Origin of the sequence: Bradyrhizobium sp. BWA-3-5, from assembly GCF_032917985.1 — a bacterium.
In the GTDB taxonomy this organism is placed as follows: Bacteria; Pseudomonadota; Alphaproteobacteria; order Rhizobiales; family Xanthobacteraceae; genus Bradyrhizobium.
Genome location: NZ_CP136626.1, coordinates 6,441,321 through 6,459,119, shown reverse-complemented (window position 1 = coordinate 6,459,119; position 17,799 = coordinate 6,441,321). Strand labels below are relative to the sequence as shown.

General features: G+C 63.3%; 16 protein-coding genes. 10 read left to right on the top strand and 6 right to left on the bottom strand.

All coding sequences use genetic code 11. From position 1 onward, the window contains the following. Positions 1-61: 61 nt before the first annotated feature. On the bottom strand, positions 62-1,195 hold the full coding sequence (locus tag RX331_RS30975; RefSeq protein WP_317253389.1) for a site-specific DNA-methyltransferase: 1,134 nt from the start codon (positions 1,193-1,195) through the stop codon (positions 62-64). A gap of 279 nt (positions 1,196-1,474) precedes the next feature. On the opposite strand from RX331_RS30975, the gene RX331_RS30970 reads away from it, so the two are divergent. The 4 genes from RX331_RS30970 (at position 1,475) to moaB (ending at position 6,197) form a co-directional block, all read left to right on the top strand. Continuing rightward, the gene (locus RX331_RS30970; RefSeq protein WP_317253388.1) at positions 1,475-2,416 is read left to right on the top strand and encodes a neutral zinc metallopeptidase; all 942 of its coding nucleotides are present in this window, start codon (positions 1,475-1,477) and stop codon (positions 2,414-2,416) included. A gap of 251 nt (positions 2,417-2,667) precedes the next feature. Beyond that, positions 2,668-3,972: an adenylate/guanylate cyclase domain-containing protein gene (locus tag RX331_RS30965; RefSeq protein ID WP_317253387.1), complete on the top strand. Its 1,305-nt coding sequence runs from the start codon at positions 2,668-2,670 to the stop codon at positions 3,970-3,972. 53 nt (positions 3,973-4,025) lie between these two features. Then, positions 4,026-5,426 carry a serine hydrolase gene (locus RX331_RS30960; protein ID WP_317253386.1) on the top strand — a complete coding sequence of 467 codons (1,401 nt, stop codon included), beginning with the start codon at positions 4,026-4,028 and terminating at the stop codon, positions 5,424-5,426. Positions 5,427-5,633: 207 nt separating this feature from the next. Next, on the top strand, positions 5,634-6,197 hold the full coding sequence (gene moaB / locus RX331_RS30955; RefSeq protein ID WP_317253385.1) for a molybdenum cofactor biosynthesis protein B: 564 nt from the start codon (positions 5,634-5,636) through the stop codon (positions 6,195-6,197). Here the strand turns inward: moaB and RX331_RS30950 are convergent. From RX331_RS30950 to RX331_RS30940, 3 genes are all read right to left on the bottom strand, one after another. Next, positions 6,172-6,327 carry a hypothetical protein gene (locus RX331_RS30950; protein WP_317253384.1) on the bottom strand — a complete coding sequence of 52 codons (156 nt, stop codon included), beginning with the start codon at positions 6,325-6,327 and terminating at the stop codon, positions 6,172-6,174. The two genes, moaB and RX331_RS30950, sit on opposite strands and share 26 nt — an antisense overlap. Then, positions 6,324-7,253: a helix-turn-helix domain-containing GNAT family N-acetyltransferase gene (locus RX331_RS30945; protein ID WP_317253383.1), complete on the bottom strand. Its 930-nt coding sequence runs from the start codon at positions 7,251-7,253 to the stop codon at positions 6,324-6,326. Before RX331_RS30945 ends, RX331_RS30950 begins: the two co-directional genes overlap by 4 nt. 142 nt (positions 7,254-7,395) lie before the next feature. Continuing rightward, positions 7,396-7,968 (bottom strand): glycosyl transferase, encoded by a 573-nt coding sequence (locus tag RX331_RS30940; RefSeq protein ID WP_317258277.1) that lies wholly within the window; start codon positions 7,966-7,968, stop codon positions 7,396-7,398. Positions 7,969-8,157: 189 nt separating this feature from the next. On the opposite strand from RX331_RS30940, the gene RX331_RS30935 reads away from it, so the two are divergent. The 4 genes from RX331_RS30935 (at position 8,158) to RX331_RS30920 (ending at position 12,270) form a co-directional block, all read left to right on the top strand. Continuing rightward, positions 8,158-9,318: a PA0069 family radical SAM protein gene (locus RX331_RS30935; RefSeq protein ID WP_317253382.1), complete on the top strand. Its 1,161-nt coding sequence runs from the start codon at positions 8,158-8,160 to the stop codon at positions 9,316-9,318. Positions 9,319-9,363: 45 nt separating this feature from the next. Further along, a complete protein-coding gene (locus RX331_RS30930; RefSeq protein WP_317253381.1) occupies positions 9,364-9,813 on the top strand; it encodes a VOC family protein in 450 nt (149 codons plus the stop codon). An 81-nt stretch (positions 9,814-9,894) separates the two neighbouring features. Then, positions 9,895-10,680: a ribonuclease HII gene (locus RX331_RS30925; RefSeq protein WP_317253380.1), complete on the top strand. Its 786-nt coding sequence runs from the start codon at positions 9,895-9,897 to the stop codon at positions 10,678-10,680. An 81-nt stretch (positions 10,681-10,761) separates the two neighbouring features. Further along, positions 10,762-12,270: a glycosyltransferase family 39 protein gene (locus RX331_RS30920; RefSeq protein WP_317253379.1), complete on the top strand. Its 1,509-nt coding sequence runs from the start codon at positions 10,762-10,764 to the stop codon at positions 12,268-12,270. Positions 12,271-12,340: 70 nt separating this feature from the next. Here the strand turns inward: RX331_RS30920 and RX331_RS30915 are convergent, their stop codons facing one another. Further along, positions 12,341-13,090 (bottom strand): hypothetical protein, encoded by a 750-nt coding sequence (locus RX331_RS30915; protein ID WP_317253378.1) that lies wholly within the window; start codon positions 13,088-13,090, stop codon positions 12,341-12,343. Continuing rightward, positions 13,087-13,914 carry a uracil-DNA glycosylase gene (locus RX331_RS30910; protein WP_317258276.1) on the bottom strand — a complete coding sequence of 276 codons (828 nt, stop codon included), beginning with the start codon at positions 13,912-13,914 and terminating at the stop codon, positions 13,087-13,089. The genes RX331_RS30915 and RX331_RS30910 overlap by 4 nt, the downstream gene beginning before the upstream one ends. 134 nt (positions 13,915-14,048) lie before the next feature. On the opposite strand from RX331_RS30910, the gene RX331_RS30905 reads away from it, so the two are divergent. Beyond that, positions 14,049-15,707 (top strand): electron transfer flavoprotein-ubiquinone oxidoreductase, encoded by a 1,659-nt coding sequence (locus RX331_RS30905; protein WP_317253377.1) that lies wholly within the window; start codon positions 14,049-14,051, stop codon positions 15,705-15,707. 291 nt (positions 15,708-15,998) lie between these two features. Beyond that, positions 15,999-17,780: a tetratricopeptide repeat protein gene (locus RX331_RS30900; protein ID WP_317253376.1), complete on the top strand. Its 1,782-nt coding sequence runs from the start codon at positions 15,999-16,001 to the stop codon at positions 17,778-17,780. Positions 17,781-17,799: the final 19 nt, after the last annotated feature.

Sequence of the window (17,799 nt, the reverse complement as noted above, 5' to 3'; positions counted from 1 at the left end):
GCGCTTTGGCGCGGGCCATCTGATGGCCGCACCGGACATTCCGTCAGCGGAATCAAGGGGCTTACCCGGCTGCCATCTCGGAGCGGATTTCGGCGCGGAGCTCGTCGATCAGCTTGAGGCCGTTCTTGGTCTCGACGTGCCAGAAGGTCCAGCCGTTGCAGGCGGGCGCGCCCTGGGCGACCGCGCCGATCCGGTGGATCGAGCCGACCTTGTCGCCGAGCATGATGGCGCCGTCGGCGCGAACCAGGGCGCCGTGCCGCTTCTTGGAATCGACGAGCTTGGTGCCGGGCGGGATCATGCCGCGCTCGATCAGCTCGGAGAACGCCACGCGCGGCGCTTCGCGGGCGGTCATGAACGGCGCCAGCGTCGCCTCGGGCAGCGGTTCGACGGCTGCGATGCGCGCTTCGGCGGCTTCCGCATAGGTCTTGTCGCGCTCGAAGCCGATGTAGCGGCGGCCGAGACGTTTTGCCACGGCGCCGGTGGTGCCGGTGCCGTTGAAGGGATCGATCACGAGATCGCCGGGCTTTGACGACGACAGCAGCACGCGCGCCAAAAGGCCCTCAGGCTTCTGGGTCGGATGCACCTTCTTGCCGTCGGCACCCTTGAGGCGCTCTTCGCCGGTGCAGAGCGGGATCAGCCAGTCGGAACGTGCCTGCACGTCCTCATTGGCGGCCTTCAGCGCTTCATAATTAAAGGTGTAACCCTTGGCCTTCTCGTCGCGCGCTGCCCAGATCATGGTTTCATGGGCATTGGTGAAGCGGCGGCCGCGGAAATTCGGCATCGGATTGGATTTGCGCCACACGATATCATTGAGGACCCAGAAGCCGAGGTCCTGCATGATCGCGCCGACGCGAAAGATGTTGTGATAGGAACCGATCACCCACAGCGTGGCTGATGGTTTCATCACGCGGCGGCAGGCGAGCAGCCAGGCGCGGGTGAAATCGTCATAGGCCGCGAACGACGAAAACTTGTCCCAGTCGTTGTCGACGGCATCGACATGGGATTCGTCGGGGCGCTTGAGCTCGCCCTTGAGCTGCAGATTATAGGGAGGGTCTGCGAAAACCAGATCGACCGAACCGGCCGGGAGCTTCGACATCTCGGCGACGCAATCGCCGACGACGATGCGAGCGCTGGAGCAAGACTCAAATTTAGTGCGGGGCGCCCTTACAGACGCCCCGCGACGCGACACTACCATGACTCAATTACTCTGACTCAGGCGACGCTGTCGGCGACGCGGGACTAAACAACCGACTGGCGATACATTGACCCGGCAAAGTAAAAATCGACTTAACTGCGCCGGCGATGATCAGAGAATGCGCAGAGATATCATCGGCAAGAATGCCAGCAGAGATTGCGCGCTCTTAGCGCACTAGGCAATTTTTGCCGGGCGGGTTATTGATTAATGAAATGGAAATTTTACGTGACTGCAGCGTTGGTATTTTGCAAGCAGCCCCGGGGATGAGGACATAGCGCCATGCGTTACGATGACTTCCGCCGCAGCGACGATATTGATGACCGTCGCGACGATGGCGGCGGAATGGGAGGCGGTGGCGGCGGCTTCGGCATGCCGATGGGCGGTGGCGGCCTGGGCATCGGCACCATCATCATCCTCGGCCTTGTCGGCTATGCCTTCGGCATCGATCCGCGCATTCTGATCGGCGGCGCCGAAATTCTGACCGGCGGCAACCAGGCGCCGAGCTACCAGACCGACCGCCGCTCGGGACCGGCCAAGACCGGCGCGCCGAAGGACGAAGTCGGCAGCATGATCTCCGGTATCCTCGGCGAGATCGATGATCGCTGGACTGAGATCTTCCAGTCGAGCGGGCAGAACTATACGGGTCCACGCATCGTGCTGTTCCGCAACGCCACCAATGGCGGCCGCTGCGGCATGGCGCAGTCGGCGATGGGACCGTTCTATTGTCCGCCGGACAAGCAGATCTTCCTCGACACCGCTTTCTTCCGCGAAGTCGAGACGCGCTTCCGCGGCTGCTCGGGGAAATCCGCCTGCAACTTTACGACAGCCTACATCATCGCGCATGAAGCCGGGCACCACATCCAGAACCTCCTCGGCATCCTGCCGCGCGTGACGCGGCTGCAGCAGCAGGCCGGCAGCAAAGCCGAAGCCAATGCGCTGCAGGTCAAGGTCGAGCTGCAGGCGGATTGTCTGTCCGGCGTCTGGGTCAACCGGGAGGAAAAGAAGCGTCCCGGCTTCATCGAGCCCGGCGATATCGACGCGGCGCTGAAGACGGCAACCGCGATCGGCGATGATACGCTGCAGCGGCAGTCGACGGGCAGGGTGGTGCCTGACAGCTTCACCCACGGCTCCGCCGCACAGCGCAAGCAATGGTTCATGACCGGCTACCAGCAGGGCACGGTGCAGGCCTGCAACACGTTTGCGCCGGGGGCGGTGAATTGAATCAGGAAGTATTTTGCCGTGATGGCCGGGCGAAAGCGCGAAGCGGGTGTTTGCGCTAGGGTGTGTACTTATAAACAGGCCCTCCCGACGCAGCACAGGTGATGTCCGGTTAGCCCCCGAAATCGGACATCAGGCGCAGACGAAGGAATGTCCGCTAAGGCCAAATGGGGGACATTGAGCCGTTCCCGACAATCCAGGCTGCTGCTATAATTCCGGTCGGCCGGAAATCCCGGCAAGCGTGGGGCTCGTCAATGCAGCCAGACACCCGGTATGCCAAGAGCGGCGACGTTCACATCGCCTATCAGGTGTTCGGCGAGGGCCCGCTCAACGTTGTCTTCGCTCCGCCGGCCTTTACCAACGTCGAGCACTGGTGGGACGAACCGGAGGTGAGCCGTTGGCTGCTGCGCTTGGCGAGTTACGCCCGGGTGGTGATGTTTGACAAGCGCGGTACGGGGTTGTCGGATCGGGTCGCTGACTTCCCGGGCCTGGACCAGCGAATGGACGACCTGCGCGCGGTCATGGACGCCATCGGCATAGAACAGGCGGCGCTTCTCGGCATTTCTGAAGGCGGCACGATGTCGGCGCTGTTCGCCGCGACCCATCCCAGTCGCTGCCGCGCACTGGTGCTGTGCAACGCCTTTCCGGCATCGAGATTTACTCAGTCGACGCTGGAGCAAGCTCTCGACTATATCGAGCGTGACTGGGGCACCGGCGGCAGCGTGGCAAGGTATGCGCCTTCCCGCATGACCGACGCGGCGTTCAAACGCTGGTGGGGCAAGAACGAGCGAGTATCCAATAGCCCCGCCGGCGCTGCCGCGTACGCGCGCATGAACCGTCAGATTGACATCAGCGACATCATCTCGACAATCCGGGTGCCCACCCTCGTCATCAACCGGACGGAAGACAGGGTCGTCAGCGTCGAGGGCGGCCGGTTTCTCGCCAAGCAAATTCCAGGCTCACGCTATCTCGAATTCCCAGGGATCGACCACCTTCCCTTCGTCGGCGACAATGCCGGCGATATCGCCGATGCGATAGAGGAGTTTCTGACCGGCTCGCGTGCGCCCGTAGCGGTCGACCGCGTGCTTGCCACGGTGCTCTTCACCGACATCGTCGGTTCGACCGAGAAAGCCGCTGCACTCGGAGACCATTGCTGGCGCGACCTACTGGACATTCATCACACCGCGATACGGCGTACCCTTTCACGCTTCCGTGGCCACGTAATCAAGACGGCTGGCGACGGCGTTCTGGCTACTTTCGACGGTCCGGCGCGCGGCGTGCGCTGCGCTTGCGCCATCGCCGACGAAATCAGGCGGCTGGGCATTGAAGTCCGCGCCGGCCTTCATACCGGCGAGTGTGAAATGATCGGCGATGATATCGGCGGCATTGCCGTTCACATCGGAGCGCGCGTGGCGGCTCTCGCCGGCGCGAGCGAAGTGTTGGTGTCGGGCACGGTCAAGGACCTGGTGGCGGGTTCCGGCTTGCGTTTTAATGACCGCGGCAATCATTCGCTCAAAGGTGTTCCAGGCGATTGGCGCATCTTTGCAGTCGAACGGTGAATACGCAGCTCTAACCAATTCGGATTGACGCTGCTCGCTTCTCCCGCGCGCAAATGTCTCTTGCGGGTCAAAAAGGCGACATACTCCTTGAAGTTCTCACCCAATTTGATCTCTACTTACGGGAATCTTTGGGGGACGTCGTGTCGGCGCCGCAATATTCCCGTCGCAAGGCTGTGTCATCGCTGGCTGCTACAGTCGCTTGTGCGTTTGCCGGTCCCATTCCGGCAACCGCAGAACCAGTTTCCCCCGGCGAGACGCAAGACTGCGCCGGTCCGATTTTCTCCACAACAGGTCCAAACGCCGAGCTTTACGGCGCCAAAGATGGTTATCCTCTTCCTGACATTGCGGAGGCGCGGAGGCAAGGCGACCCTTGGGAGCCAAAATATCGTGTCGGCGCATTCACCCATATCGATCACATCTATCCAACGCGGCTCATCAGGCGAGCTGTGACGCCCTGGAAGTTCAAGTGCTCGAGGGCGGACGTTTACTACAATTTTCAGGGAAGCAAGTTTCCGCCCCGTGACTACATGTCGCGCAATCCGACCACTGGCCTGCTGATCGCCAAGGACGACCAGATTATCTTCGAGGGCTATCAGTACGCGCGAACTGATCAAGATCGGTTCGTATCCCAGTCGATGGTCAAGACGATAACCGGACTGTTGATCGGGATCGCCATCTCGGAGGGGGCGATTAAGTCGGTCGATGATATCCCCGAAAGTTATGTACCGGGTTTTATGGGTAGCGAGTACGGCAGGACGCCAATTCGCGATCTGCTGCACATGTCCTCAGGCGTCGATTTCGGTGAAACAAGAGACGGAGGACGTGACCTCAATCGCCTGTGGAACGGCATGGGGATCGCGTCCCCGGACTCAAAGTTGGGCACGGTTAAGAGCATTGTGCAATTCAATCAGCGTGTCGCCCCGGTGGGAACGAGATTTTACTACGCGAGCATAGAAGCCGACGTGCTCGGCATGGTGCTTCACGGTGCTGTCAACAAGTCAGCATCTGACTATCTGCGCGAGAAAGTATGGGAACCGATCGGCGCGGAAGCGGATGCCAATTGGCTGGTAGACGCAGAAGGATTCGAACTGGGGCACTTTGGCTTCAATGCCGTTCTGCGCGATTACGCCCGGCTAGGACGTTTGCTGGCGCATGATGGCGCATGGGATGGCAAGCAGATCGTTCCGACGCAATGGATGATCGATGCGACCACCGTTCGAGCTTCGGATGACTATCTGCGACCGGTCGCGGCGACGAAGAGATTTGGCTACGGTTATCTCTTGTGGCTGTTTCCCGGTGAGAGGCGGCAGTTCGCGTTGTTAGGATTCAAGGGCCAGTACATTTGCGTTGATCCGACCTCTAAGGTCGTCATGGTGCACACTGCAATTGAGGACCCGGTACATCGAGGCGAACCATGGGCTCTATGGTCGGCACTGGTCGATCAGCTTGGCTGATAATAGCTCGGGACAAGCTCGACATCGACCGCTTCGGGTCATCTGCAGCCGTCCCCGGCCGGTCAGGGCCATGTCTGCCCCGGCAAGCGGACAATCGCGGATTTATGAGTACACGCCCTAGCTCCCGGCCATCCACTTCTATACTTTTGAGATAGTTTGAAGACGTGGATGCCCGCACAAGATCGGGCATGACGGAAAGAGGCGATGATGTCCTCCATCGACGAGACAAAACAATTCGTGCCGCTCAACATCGCGGTGCTGACCATCTCGGACACGCGCTCGCTGGCCGATGACAAATCGGGCGCCACGCTGGCCGACCGCCTCACCGCGGCAGGCCATCATCTTGCCGCACGCCAGATCGTTACCGACGACGTGGAGGCGATCCGGGCCATCGCCAGGCGATGGATCGCCGATGCCGGCATTGACGCGATCATCACCACCGGCGGCACCGGCTTCACCGGCCGCGACGTCACACCGGAGGCGATCGAGCCGCTGTTCGAAAAGCGGATGGATGGCTTTTCCATCGCCTTCCACATGCTGAGCCATGCCAAGATCGGCGCCTCGACGGTGCAGAGCCGCGCCACCGCGGGCGTTGCCGGTGCGACCTTCATCTTCTGCCTGCCGGGGTCGCCGGGCGCCTGCCGCGATGCCTGGGACGGCATTTTGGGTGCCCAGCTCGACTACCGCACGCGGCCCTGCAATTTCGTCGAAATCATGCCGCGGCTGGACGAGCATCTGCGCCGGCCTAAAGCACAAGGCGCTTCAGCCTGATCAAGAGCGCCCATAGCGCACCGGCGATGTCGCCATAGGCCTCCGTGCGCAACTGATGGGCGCGCGCGATGTGGAAGTCGATGATGGCTGGCGTCACGCGCCGCGGGCTGTCGCGACGCGCCGGCTTCACAGCTTCATTTCCCAGGTCTCGCCGACCAGATCGACGCCGAAGCTATGGTGCGGCTCTTCCTTGACGCGATGGAAGCCCGCCGCCTGATAGATGCCGCGCGCGGCGACAAGGATGCTTTGCGTCCACAGCGTCATTTCCTTGTAGCCCTTTTCGCGCGCTCCGCGGATGCACTGCTCGACCAGCGCGCGGCCGACGCCAAGCCCGCGCGCTTTTTTCTCTACCAAGAGCAGCCGCAGCTTGGCGACCTCATCGCTGCCCTTCACCAGGAAGATCGAACCGAGCGGCTCACCGCCGGCTTCGGCGATCCAGCAATGCTCGCGCGCAGGATCAAAGTTCCTGATGAACTGCGCGCAGATCTCGGCGACCAGCGCCTCGTAGCTGATGTCCCAGCCATATTCTTCGGCATAGGCCCTTGCCTGGCTCGAGATCACCCAGCCGATGTCGCCGGGCCGATGGCTGCGCAAGAGAAAGGCGGCTGGCTTCCCCGTCGGGCGCTCCAGCGTCTGTTCGATAGTCGTCATGGCGCGGACGATGGCGGCGCGCTGATCGCTGTCCAGCGCGGTGAGCAGGCTTCCAACTTCCTCGTTTGTCAGGCGCTCGAGCTCGGCCTGGGCGGAGCGGCCCTTCGCGGTCAAGGAGAGCTCGTTGACGCGGCCGTCGTCCTTCGAGGGCTTTCGCGCCACGATCTGGCGGCGCTGCAGCCCCTGCAGCGTGCGGCTCAGGAAGCCGGGATCGAGGCCGAGGTCGCGGGTAAGGTCGGTGGCGGTGCAGGCCGGGCGATGCCTGATCTCGTACATGATGCGCGCTTCCTGCAGCGTGAACGGGCTGTGCAGCAGCTTCGGCTCGATGATGCCGAGCTTGCGGGTGTAGAAGCGGTTGAAGGCGCGAACGGCCGCGATTTCTTGTTCGGAATTTTTCTGCAACATCGGGTACCTCGATATTTGCCATTGTCAAGGATATATTTGACTTTGGCAAGTATATTCGCGAGGCAAAGGCGCGCCGGGCATGCCGTTCTACTGTGTATGGGGTTGTTTTCGATATTTGGGTCCGGGACCTGCGGCCGCCGCTTCAGGCGACGACCATGATCCGGCTACGCAGCTGGGTGCGTGAAGCGCGGCCGAGCTGGCGGAGCAGCCGCGTCTCGGGGCGGCGGGAGTTGACGCCATGGCCGCCAAGCCGCTCATAGTGATCGCGTGCGATCAAGAGCCCCTGTTCCGCCGACGGTCCCGCGATCATCCGGCCGACGAATTTGAAGGCGTCGCGAATCCCTGTGTTGGTGTAGGGCGAGCGGGCATAGCGAAAGACGCCCGCGCGCGGCCGGCCGCTGAGTGAGACGTTCTGGATGAATTGCGTGGTCTCGTCGATCCAGCCGCTGTCGAGCACCGCGCCGGGATGCAGGAACATCAGCCACGGCGCGCGCGCCGCCCGCGCCCCAGCGGCCAGCGCCGCAGCGCGTGTTCCCTCGAAGCTTAGGAAGCGGCAGCCGGCAACGTCGGCCACCCGCTCGATCACGCCATTGCCGGCCCGGTCGACCAGCAGCACTTCGGAGATGACGCCGGCGGCAGCTCCCGGCACCAGCGCCGCCAGTGTTGCAACGGCGGTCTGCTCTACCCCATCGGTCGGAATGATTACGCTCAACATCATTGAGGCTTCGATGGCTCAAACGGAGAAACCTGCGCACTGTTATCACCTTGTCACAATCAAAACAGCCGTTTGCGTGCAGCTTTTTGCGGCAGATGGGGCAGGCCGTCTTCTCGGAGCGACCGTTTCGGTGTGAACTGCCTTCTATGATGTTCTTGATTTGTTCTGATTGCGTGCTATCTTTGGAACATGAGCCGAGCATCCTCTCATGCCCTCAAGCGCCCGCCGGTTACCCCGCCCTCCGAACCGGCGGGCGCGACACCCTTTCCCGAGCTTGCGGTCGCGATCGACCGTCAGCGGCGGCGCGGCCGCGGCGCGCAATCCAATGCGAGCGGCCGGTTCGAGGCCGAAGCCCGCGTCGCCTTCGACGATGGCTGGCAGAGTCTCGACGAACTGCCGCCGTTCAAGACGACGGTGTCGCTGGACACCTCGCGCAAGGTCATCACCCGCAACGACTCGCCCGATATCGGCTTCGACCGGTCGATCAATCCGTATCGCGGCTGTGAGCATGGCTGCGTCTATTGCTTCGCGCGGCCGACCCACGCCTTCCTCGGACTGTCGCCCGGGCTGGATTTCGAATCCAAGCTGCTTGCCAAGCCGGACGCACCCGAACTTCTGGAGAAGGAGCTGGCGGCGCCCGGCTACGAGCCACGGATGATCGCGATCGGCACCAACACCGATCCCTATCAGCCGATCGAGCGCGAATACAAGATCATGCGCGGCATTCTCGAAGTGCTGGATAAAGCCGGCCATCCCGTCGGCATCGTGACGAAGTCGGCGCTGGTGACGCGCGATATCGACATTCTGCAGCGAATGGCGAAGCGCAATCTGGCCAAGGTCGCGATCTCGGTGACGACGCTCGATCCCAAGCTGGCGCGCACCATGGAGCCGCGCGCCTCGACGCCGCCAAAGCGGCTGGAGGCGCTCAGGCAATTGTCGGCGGCCGGCATCCCCGCGACCGTGATGGTCGCGCCCGTAATCCCTGCGCTGAATGATTCCGAGATCGAGCGGATTCTCGATGCCGCGGCCCATGCCGGCGTGAAAGAGGCAAGCTACGTGCTGCTGCGGCTGCCGCTGGAAGTGCGCGACCTCTTCCGCGAGTGGCTGATGGCGAACTATCCGGACCGCTACCGCCACGTCTTCACGCTGATCCGCGACATGCGCGGTGGGCGCGACTACGACTCGCAATGGGGAACGCGGATGAAGGGCACCGGGCCGATGGCCTGGATGATCGGGAGGCGGTTCGAGATCGCCTGCGAAAAGCTTGGGCTCAACAAGCGGCGCTCGAAACTGACGACCGATCACTTCATCAAGCCCAAGCGCAGCGGGCAGCAACTGAGTTTGTTCTAGGGCGTTGTCGCCATTGCTCCCTGCAATGACGGATGGAGAGTAAGCATGAGTCCAGGCAGGCCAACCCCGCGCTTCACGGTCATCACGCTCGGTGTCAGCGATATCCGCGCCAGCATCGCCTTTTATGAAGCGCTCGGCTTTGTCAGAAAGATGCGCGCCACCGGGGAGGCCGTGGCCTTCTTCGATACCGGCGGCACGGTGATCGCGCTGTTCCCGTGGGACCAACTCGCTGCCGACGCCAGGCTGCCGGACCAGCCCCGGCCGACGACGTTTCGCGGCTCGACGCTCGCCTGGAATTGCAGTTCGACCCAGGAGGTCGACGCTGTTCTCGACTTCGCCGTCTCCTGCGGCGCGACGCTGCTGAAGCCCGCACACAAGACCGACTACGGCGGCTACTCCGGCTACTTTGGCGATCCCGACAATCATCCTTGGGAAGTCGTGGTCGCGCCGGGCATTGAAGTCGGCGACGACCGGCGGGTTCATCTGGCGGATTGAGCGACGGACAAGACTGAATAACGGGAATTACGCCGAGTTCCCGGTTGCGCGCGGCGGCGCGCTGGCGCACGAATCCCGGCCATGATTCGGGACAAGTCCGCCAAGAAAACCGACGGAAAATCAGGCAAGCAGGCCGGCAAGGAGAAGGCCGATCTGCCGAAGGGCGTGATCGCGGTCGCGCCGCCGAGCTTCCGCCGCGAACGGGCGCTGATCAAGCGCGGCGTCTGGCCGATCGCCGGCTGCGACGAGGCCGGGCGCGGTCCGCTGGCCGGGCCCGTGGTGGCGGCCGCCGTCATCCTTGATCCGAAACGAGTCCCCAAGGGCATCGACGATTCCAAGCGGCTCACCGCCGAGCGCCGCGAGGAACTGTTCGAGGAGATCTGCGCCACCTCGTCCTTTGCCGTCGCCTTTGCCTCGCCGGCGCGGATCGACCGCGACAATATCTTGCGCGCTTCGCTCTGGGCGCTGGCGCGCTCGGTGCGCGCCTTACCGGAAATGCCCAAGCACGTGTTCGTCGACGGCCGCGACAAGATCGATGCGCCGTGCGACTGCGAGGCGGTGATCGGTGGCGATGGCATTGTCATGTCGATCGCCGCCGCCTCGATCATCGCCAAGGTGACGCGCGACCGCCTGATGAGCGCGCTGGCGCTGGATTGCCCGGGCTACGGCTTTGAAACCCACAAGGGCTACGCGGTGCCGGAACATCGCGAGGCGCTGGACCGACTAGGCCCCAGCGTCCACCACCGCCGCTTCTTCGCGCCTGTCATCGCCGCGCGGCTGAAGCATTTCCCTGAAGCGGTCGAGGTCGAGCCTGATCTCTTCACGGTGGATGCGGAGAGCGCTTCCGATATCTCCGCCACGATCTAAGAGCGGTTGCCTCCGCGGCGCCTGCGCTCTATCAAACGTGTTGGGGGATAGGGCCGCCAGGCCCGGGCATTCGGACGGTTCATGCGTTTCACCTCGCTCGTTGTCGAATTGATCCGCGCCCGGCCGCGGCTGGTGGTCTGGATTGTGGTGCTGGTGCAGGCGGCATTGTGGCTGGTCCTGCCGATGCTGCTGTATCGCAGCCCGCCCGGCGATCTCGCGACCGTGCTGGCCTTCGGCCGTGAATACCAGGTCGGGACCTGGCTCGGACCACCGCTGGCGTTCTGGCTCGCCGACATCGCCTACCGCGCCGCCGGCAACACCATGTTCGGTGTCTACCTGCTCGCGCAGGTTTGCGCCGTCGTCACCTTCTGGGTCTACTACCAGCTTGCCCGCGCCATCGTCGGCGGGCAGCAGGCGGTGCTCGCCGTCCTGCTCTCGATGACGATCGTGGCGTTCAGTTCGCCCGGCGTCGAATTCGGTCCCTTGGTGCTGGCGCGTCCGCTCTGGGCGCTGCTGCTGCTGCATTCCTGGCAATTGATCGGCCAGAACCGGCGCAACGCGTGGTTCGCCTGGTCGATCGAGGCCGGGCTGCTGTTGCTGACCACGCCCGCCGCCATCGGCCTGTTGCTGCTCCTCGTGGGATTTGCCGCCGCGACCGAACGGGGTCGGCGCGTGCTGATGTCGCTCGATCCGCTCTATGCGCTCCTGGTCATCGTCGTCCTGGTGCTGCCCTATTTGATCTGGCTGCTTCGCGCCGACGCATTGGCGATGCCGCCGTGGCCCGCTCTCGCCGATCTTGCCGCGCGCGCCATGCAGTGGGGCTGGCTGCTCGGCGGTCTCGTGCTGGCGATGGCGGCGATCGTGCTCTTGGTGATCCTCAATTCCGGCTTCTTCGCCGGTAGCGCCGGGGAAGCGCCGATCATCTACCGGCCGCCGGTCGACCCCTTGGCGCGCGACTTCGTCTTCTTCTTCGCACTCGCGCCGGCGCTGTTCGGCAGCCTGATCGCGGGGTTCTTCAATTTCGATCGTATTGTCGGCGGTGCCGGCGTCGCCTTGCTGATGTCCGGGCTTGCCGTGATCGTTGCGACCGGCGACCTGATCCATTTGCGGCGCCAGCGTCTACTGCGGACAGTGTGGGCGGTCGCCATTATCGCGCCCGCCGTGGTTATGATCGCGGCGACGGCATTCCTGCCGTGGACCGGCGCTAACGAAGTCTCGACGTCGCTGCCGGCCAAGGCGATCGCGCAATTCTTTGGTGACAATTTCGAACGGCGGACCAATCAGCGGCTGCGCGCGGTGGCCGGCGATCCGCAACTCGCCAGCTTCATTGCGATGAGCCGCGGCCGCCCGCATCTATTGCTCGATGCCACGCCGGAACGGACGCCCTGGCTGTCGGTTGCGAAATTCAACGAGACCGGCGGCGTCGTGGTCTGGCGCGCCTCCGATACGTCAGGCGCGCCGCCGCCCGAAATCGCGCAGCGCTTTCCGGGCCTCGTGCCGGAAGTGCCGCGCGCCTTCGAATGGCTGGTGAACGGCCGTCAGCCGCTGCTGCGCATCGGCTGGGCCATCGTGCGGCCGAAGGCGCAATAGGCTCATCCCCTCGCGGGGATGAGGAAGAACCTGGTTGTGCCGAGATCTTCGCGATGGTGCTTCTCTAAAATCAGATTCCATATTTGGCGTAGAAAGCATCGATCGGTGCGCTCACGCGAAAGGCGGGAAGTGGGAAGGCCTCCCAAAGCCTGTTTGCATTCAGCCGATCGAGGTTGCGAAACAGGGCCTGCCGCAGTGGCGGCTTTACATTGCCATCGCGATCCAGAAATTGTCCCCACCATGCCATGCCCTGAAATCGGGCCGCGCCTTCTATCACCTCGCGTGATTGGACGTAATCTTCCGGATATAGCCGCCGGTAGGCTTCCGTGCCGTAAAGCCACGAGCGGCCTTCGACATGCCTCGCCGCCGGAAAGCGTTGCTTGATGTAGGCGAACATGGCTCCAAGCTCGCGCCGCCGTGTTTCGATTCTGGTCCTGCTCAGGGATCCCCGGGTATCGCGATTGTAAAAGTGAGGACGTACGATCCCGGTTTCGTCGTCGGCCTCGAACTCGAAGCAACCGAAGACGTGTTCCTGAGGCCCGGCTCGCTCGTCGGGGGACTGCGTGTAGAATGTCTGCGTCCAGCCCGCGCGCTGGTCATGTGTCCCGAGTTTGGCGAGCCTGTGCGCGTAGTCGTTCCATGCCGGGCTCACCCCATCCCGGCTGACGTCGCCAAGGCCAAAGCGGCGATGAAAGTTGGTGTAGAGCAGTACGGCATCGGCAACAGGCGTCGATGTTTGCTCGGCGACCGCTTCGGCGAAGCGAAGCTGCAGGCGGAAAAAATCGCGATAGCGCTCGGCCTTGTTCGTGCTGCCGATCATCGCGACGAACTATTCTCCAGCGCCTTCGCGATGGCGCGCAGGTCCTGCCACGACATCCGCTTGTAGGACGGCGAGCGGAGCAGATAGGCCGGGTGGAAGGTCGCCATGGCGCGGATCGTGCGCGTGCCGGTGTCGTAGTCGATCCATTTGCCGCGCGTGCGCATGATGCCTTCGCGCGTCTGCAGCAGCGTTTGCGTGGAAGGGTTGCCGAGCGTCACCAGCACGTCCGGGTTCACGAGCTCGATCTGGCGCTGGATGAACGGCAGGCAGATTTGCGTCTCCTGCGGCGTCGGCGTGCGGTTGCCGGGCGGCCGCCAGGGGATCACGTTGGCGATATAGGCCTTGCTGCGGTCGAGCCCGATCGCCGCGATCATCCGGTCGAGCAGCTTGCCGGAACGCCCGACAAAGGGCAGGCCCGCGATGTCCTCGTCGCGGCCGGGCGCTTCGCCGACGAACATGATGCGGGCCTCGGGATTGCCGTCGGCGAACACCAGGCGCGTCGCGGTGTTGCGCAGCGCGCAGCCTTCGAATTTTTCCAATAGCGCGCGCAGCGCGTCCAGCGTCGGCGCCGTGCGCGCCGCCTCGCGCGCCATCGCGATCGCCGCTTCCGGGGCCGGCGCTGTTTCGCTGCGCGGAACCGCCGGCATCGCGGCCGGCATTTCCCTGATGGGGCTCGGGGCAACCTCGCGGACCGGGGCCGGCGCTGGCGGGCTTTCCGGCTCGCTCAGCCGGTCGACGGGCTCCTCCATCAGCGCGCAATCGACCCCGGCTTCCAGATAAAAAGCCAGCAATTGCCTGAGATTAGGTGCAGGTTCGGGGATCAAATCCATTATGCCAATCTAATATGGATCCGGCAGGCGTGAAACGCCCCGCAGTTGCATTTCCATGGTTGTCCTCTCCGCAAAAATCGTAAACAAGAGCGCTTTAGAGCCGTTCTCAATCGGGCTGAGACAAGATCATGAGTGCAGAAGAACTTCCTCCCCGCGAATCCATGGAATTCGACGTCGTGATCGTCGGTGCCGGGCCGTCGGGCCTCGCCGCGGCAATCCGGCTGAAGCAGCTCAATGCCGATCTCAGCATCGTTGTGGTGGAGAAGGGTTCCGAGGTCGGCGCGCATATCCTGTCGGGCGCGGTGATCGATCCGGTCTCCCTCGACAGACTGATCCCCGATTGGCGCGACGATGCGGACTGTCCGCTGAAGACGCAGGTGAAGAAGGACCGCTTCTACTGGACCACCGAGGTCGGTGCGATCCGTCTGCCGAATTTCATGATGCCGCCGCTGATGAACAACCATCACTGCTATGTCGGCTCGCTCGGCGATGTCTGCCGCTGGCTGGCGCCGAAGGCGGAGGCGCTCGGCGTCGAAATCTATCCGGGCTTTGCCGCGGTCGAGGTGCTTTATGACGACAACGGCGCGGTGCGCGGCATCGCGACCGGCGACATGGGCATCGCCCGCGACGGCAGTCTCAAGGATTCCTTTACGCGCGGCATGGAGCTGCTCGGCAAATACACGCTGTTCGCCGAAGGCGCGCGCGGCAGCCTGAGCAAGCAGCTGATCGCGAAATATTCGCTCGACGCCAAGAGCGAGCCGCCGAAATTCGGCATCGGGCTCAAGGAAGTCTGGGAGATCGATCCCGCCAAGCACCAGAAGGGCCTGATCCAGCATTCGTTCGGCTGGCCGCTGAACAACAGGACCGGCGGCGGCTCATTCCTCTATCACTACGACGACAACAAGGTCGCGGTCGGCTTCGTCGTGCATCTCAACTACGACGATCCGTATCTGTCACCGTTCGACGAATTCCAGCGCTTCAAGACTCATCCCTCGATCAGCTCCGTGTTCGAGGGCGGCAAGCGGATTTCCTATGGCGCGCGCGCCATCACCGAGGGCGGCTACCAGTCGGTGCCGCGCCTGAGTTTCCCGGGCGGCGCGCTGATCGGCTGCGCGGCAGGTTTTGTGAACGTGCCGCGCATCAAGGGCGTGCATAACGCGATGGGCAGTGGCATGCTTGCTGCCGAGCATGTCGCCACAGCGCTTGGCGCCGGCCGCGCCAATGACGAACTGGCCGAATACGAAAACGCCTGGCGGGATTCCGCCGTCGGCAAGGACCTGCACCGGGTCCGCAACGTCAAGCCGCTATGGTCGAAGTTCGGCACCGTCATCGGCGTCGCGCTCGGCGGCTTCGACATGTGGTGCAACACGCTCGGCTTCTCGCTGTTCGGCACCCAATCGCACTCAAAGCCCGACCGCAAGACACTGGATGCGGCGAAGTCGCACACCCCGATCGCCTATCCCAAGCCGGACGGCAAGCTCACCTTCGACAAGCTGTCCTCGGTGTTCCTCTCCAACACCAACCATGAAGAGGACCAGCCGATCCATCTCAAGGTCGCCGACATGAACCTGCAGAAGACGTCGGAACATGACGTCTTCGCCGGCCCCTCGAACCGCTATTGCCCGGCCGGCGTTTATGAGTGGGTCGAGGAGGCCTCCGGTCCGCGCTTCCAGATCAACGCCCAGAACTGCGTCCACTGCAAAACCTGCGACGTGAAGGACCCGAACGGTAACATCACCTGGGTTCCTCCCGAGGGCGGCGGCGGGCCGAACTACCAGGGTATGTAACGCGGCCGTAACAACCACGATTGCGTGAGCCGGGGCAGGGTGATACCGCCTTCGGCCACGATACCGCCATAGAAGAAGCGTTTCCCGGTTGGGCTGGCCAAATCGGAGGCCTAAGGGCCTAATCTGCCAACCGATTCGCCACGACTTGTCCTTGGCGTATCCTTGCGGTTGAGGGCCAAAAGCGGCATTGTCGCTGATTGAGATGCCGCCGCTTGGGTTTGCATTAAAGACCGATCGTAAAACACCGATCGTACCGATCCCGCCGAACATCCTGGAGCTATGCGAACCGTGATGCTTTCCACTCGTATGAATCGTTGGACCATCGCCGCCATCACCGCAGCCAGCCTGACCACGCCTGGTTTGGTTTGGGCCCAGACCCCCGACCATCCGGCCGACAACGCCGCGCAGTTCCCCTCCAAGGCCGATCTGAAATCGCTGACCACGGCGGGCAGCTATCTCGCCGCGCGCCATGCCAGCGTCGAGCGCGACGCGAATTCCGCCGCGGCCTTCTACCGCTCCGCGCTACGCACCGATCCGAAGAACAACGAGCTGCTCGACCGCGCCTTCATTTCCTCGCTCGCCGACGGCGACATCGATGAAGCGGTCAAGCTTGCCGATCGCATCCTGACCATGGACAAGGCCAACCGCGTCGCGCGACTGGTGGTCGGCGTGCGCGATCTCAAGCAGAAGAAATACGCCGCCGCGCAGGTCAACATCAACCAGTCGATTCGCGGCCCGATCACCGATCTGGTGGCGACGCTGCTGTCGGGATGGGCAAGCTACGGCGCCGGCGATGCCAAGACCGCGGTTGCCAATATCGACAAGCTGACTGGCCCCGAGTGGTATCCGATCTTCAAGGACCTCCACACCGGCATGATTCTGGAGTCCTCCAACAAGGACAAGGACGCCGGCCCCCGGTTCGAGCGTGCCTATAAGCTCGACGATTCGATGCTGCGCGTGGTTGACGCCCATGCGCGCTGGCTGTCGCGCAACAAGGACGGCGCAGCGGCGGCCGCCATTTACGAGGCCTTTGACAAGAAGGTGCCGCGGCATCCGCTGGTGCAGGAAGGCCTGCGGGAGGCCAAGGCCGGCAAGAAGCTGCCCCCGCTGGTCGATTCGGCACAGGCGGGTGCGGCCGAGGCGCTCTACGGCATCGGCGCCACGCTGACCCGCCGTGGCGGCGAGGATCTGGCGCTGGTCTATCTGCAGCTCGCGCTCTATTTGCAGCCCAGTCATCCGCTGGCGCTGCTCTCGCTGGCCGATCTCTACGAATCCGTGAAGAAGCCGCAGATGGCGATCAAGGTCTACGAGCGCATGCCGGCGAGTTCGCCGCTCAAGCGCAACGCGCAGATTCAGCTCGCCACTAATCTGGACGCCGCCGACCGCAGCGAGGAAGCGATCAAGATCCTGAAGGGCGTCATCACCGAGGCGCCAAAGGACATCGAGGCCATCATGGCGCTCGGCAACATCGAGCGCGGCCGCAAGAAATTCGCTGATTGCGCCACGACCTATTCGCTGGCGATCGACGCGACGCCCGGCGTGAGCGACAAGAATACCTGGGTCACCTATTACTATCGCGGCATTTGCCTGGAGCGTTCCAAGCAGTGGAGCAAGGCCGAGGCCGACATGCGCAAGGCGCTGGAGCTGCAGCCCGAGCAGCCGCATGTCCTCAACTATCTTGGCTATTCCTGGATCGACCAGGGCGTTAATCTCGACGAGGGCATGAAGATGATCCGCCGCGCCGTCGACCAGCGGCCTGACGACGGCTACATCGTGGATTCGCTGGGTTGGGCGTTCTACCGGATCGGCAATTTCGAGGACGCGGTGAAGAACCTGGAGCGCGCGATCGATCTCAAGCCAGAGGATCCGACCATCAACGACCATCTCGGCGATGCCTATTGGCGCGTCGGGCGGACGCTGGAAGCCAAGTTCCAGTGGGCCCATGCGCGCGACCTCAAGCCCGAGGCGGAAGAACTGCCGAAGATCGAGGCGAAGATCGCCAATGGCCTGCCCGAGGACACCTCCTCTGCGGCTTCCGCCGACAAGAAGAAAGAAGACGGCAAGGGTGGCTGACAGAAGACTTTGGGAGCTG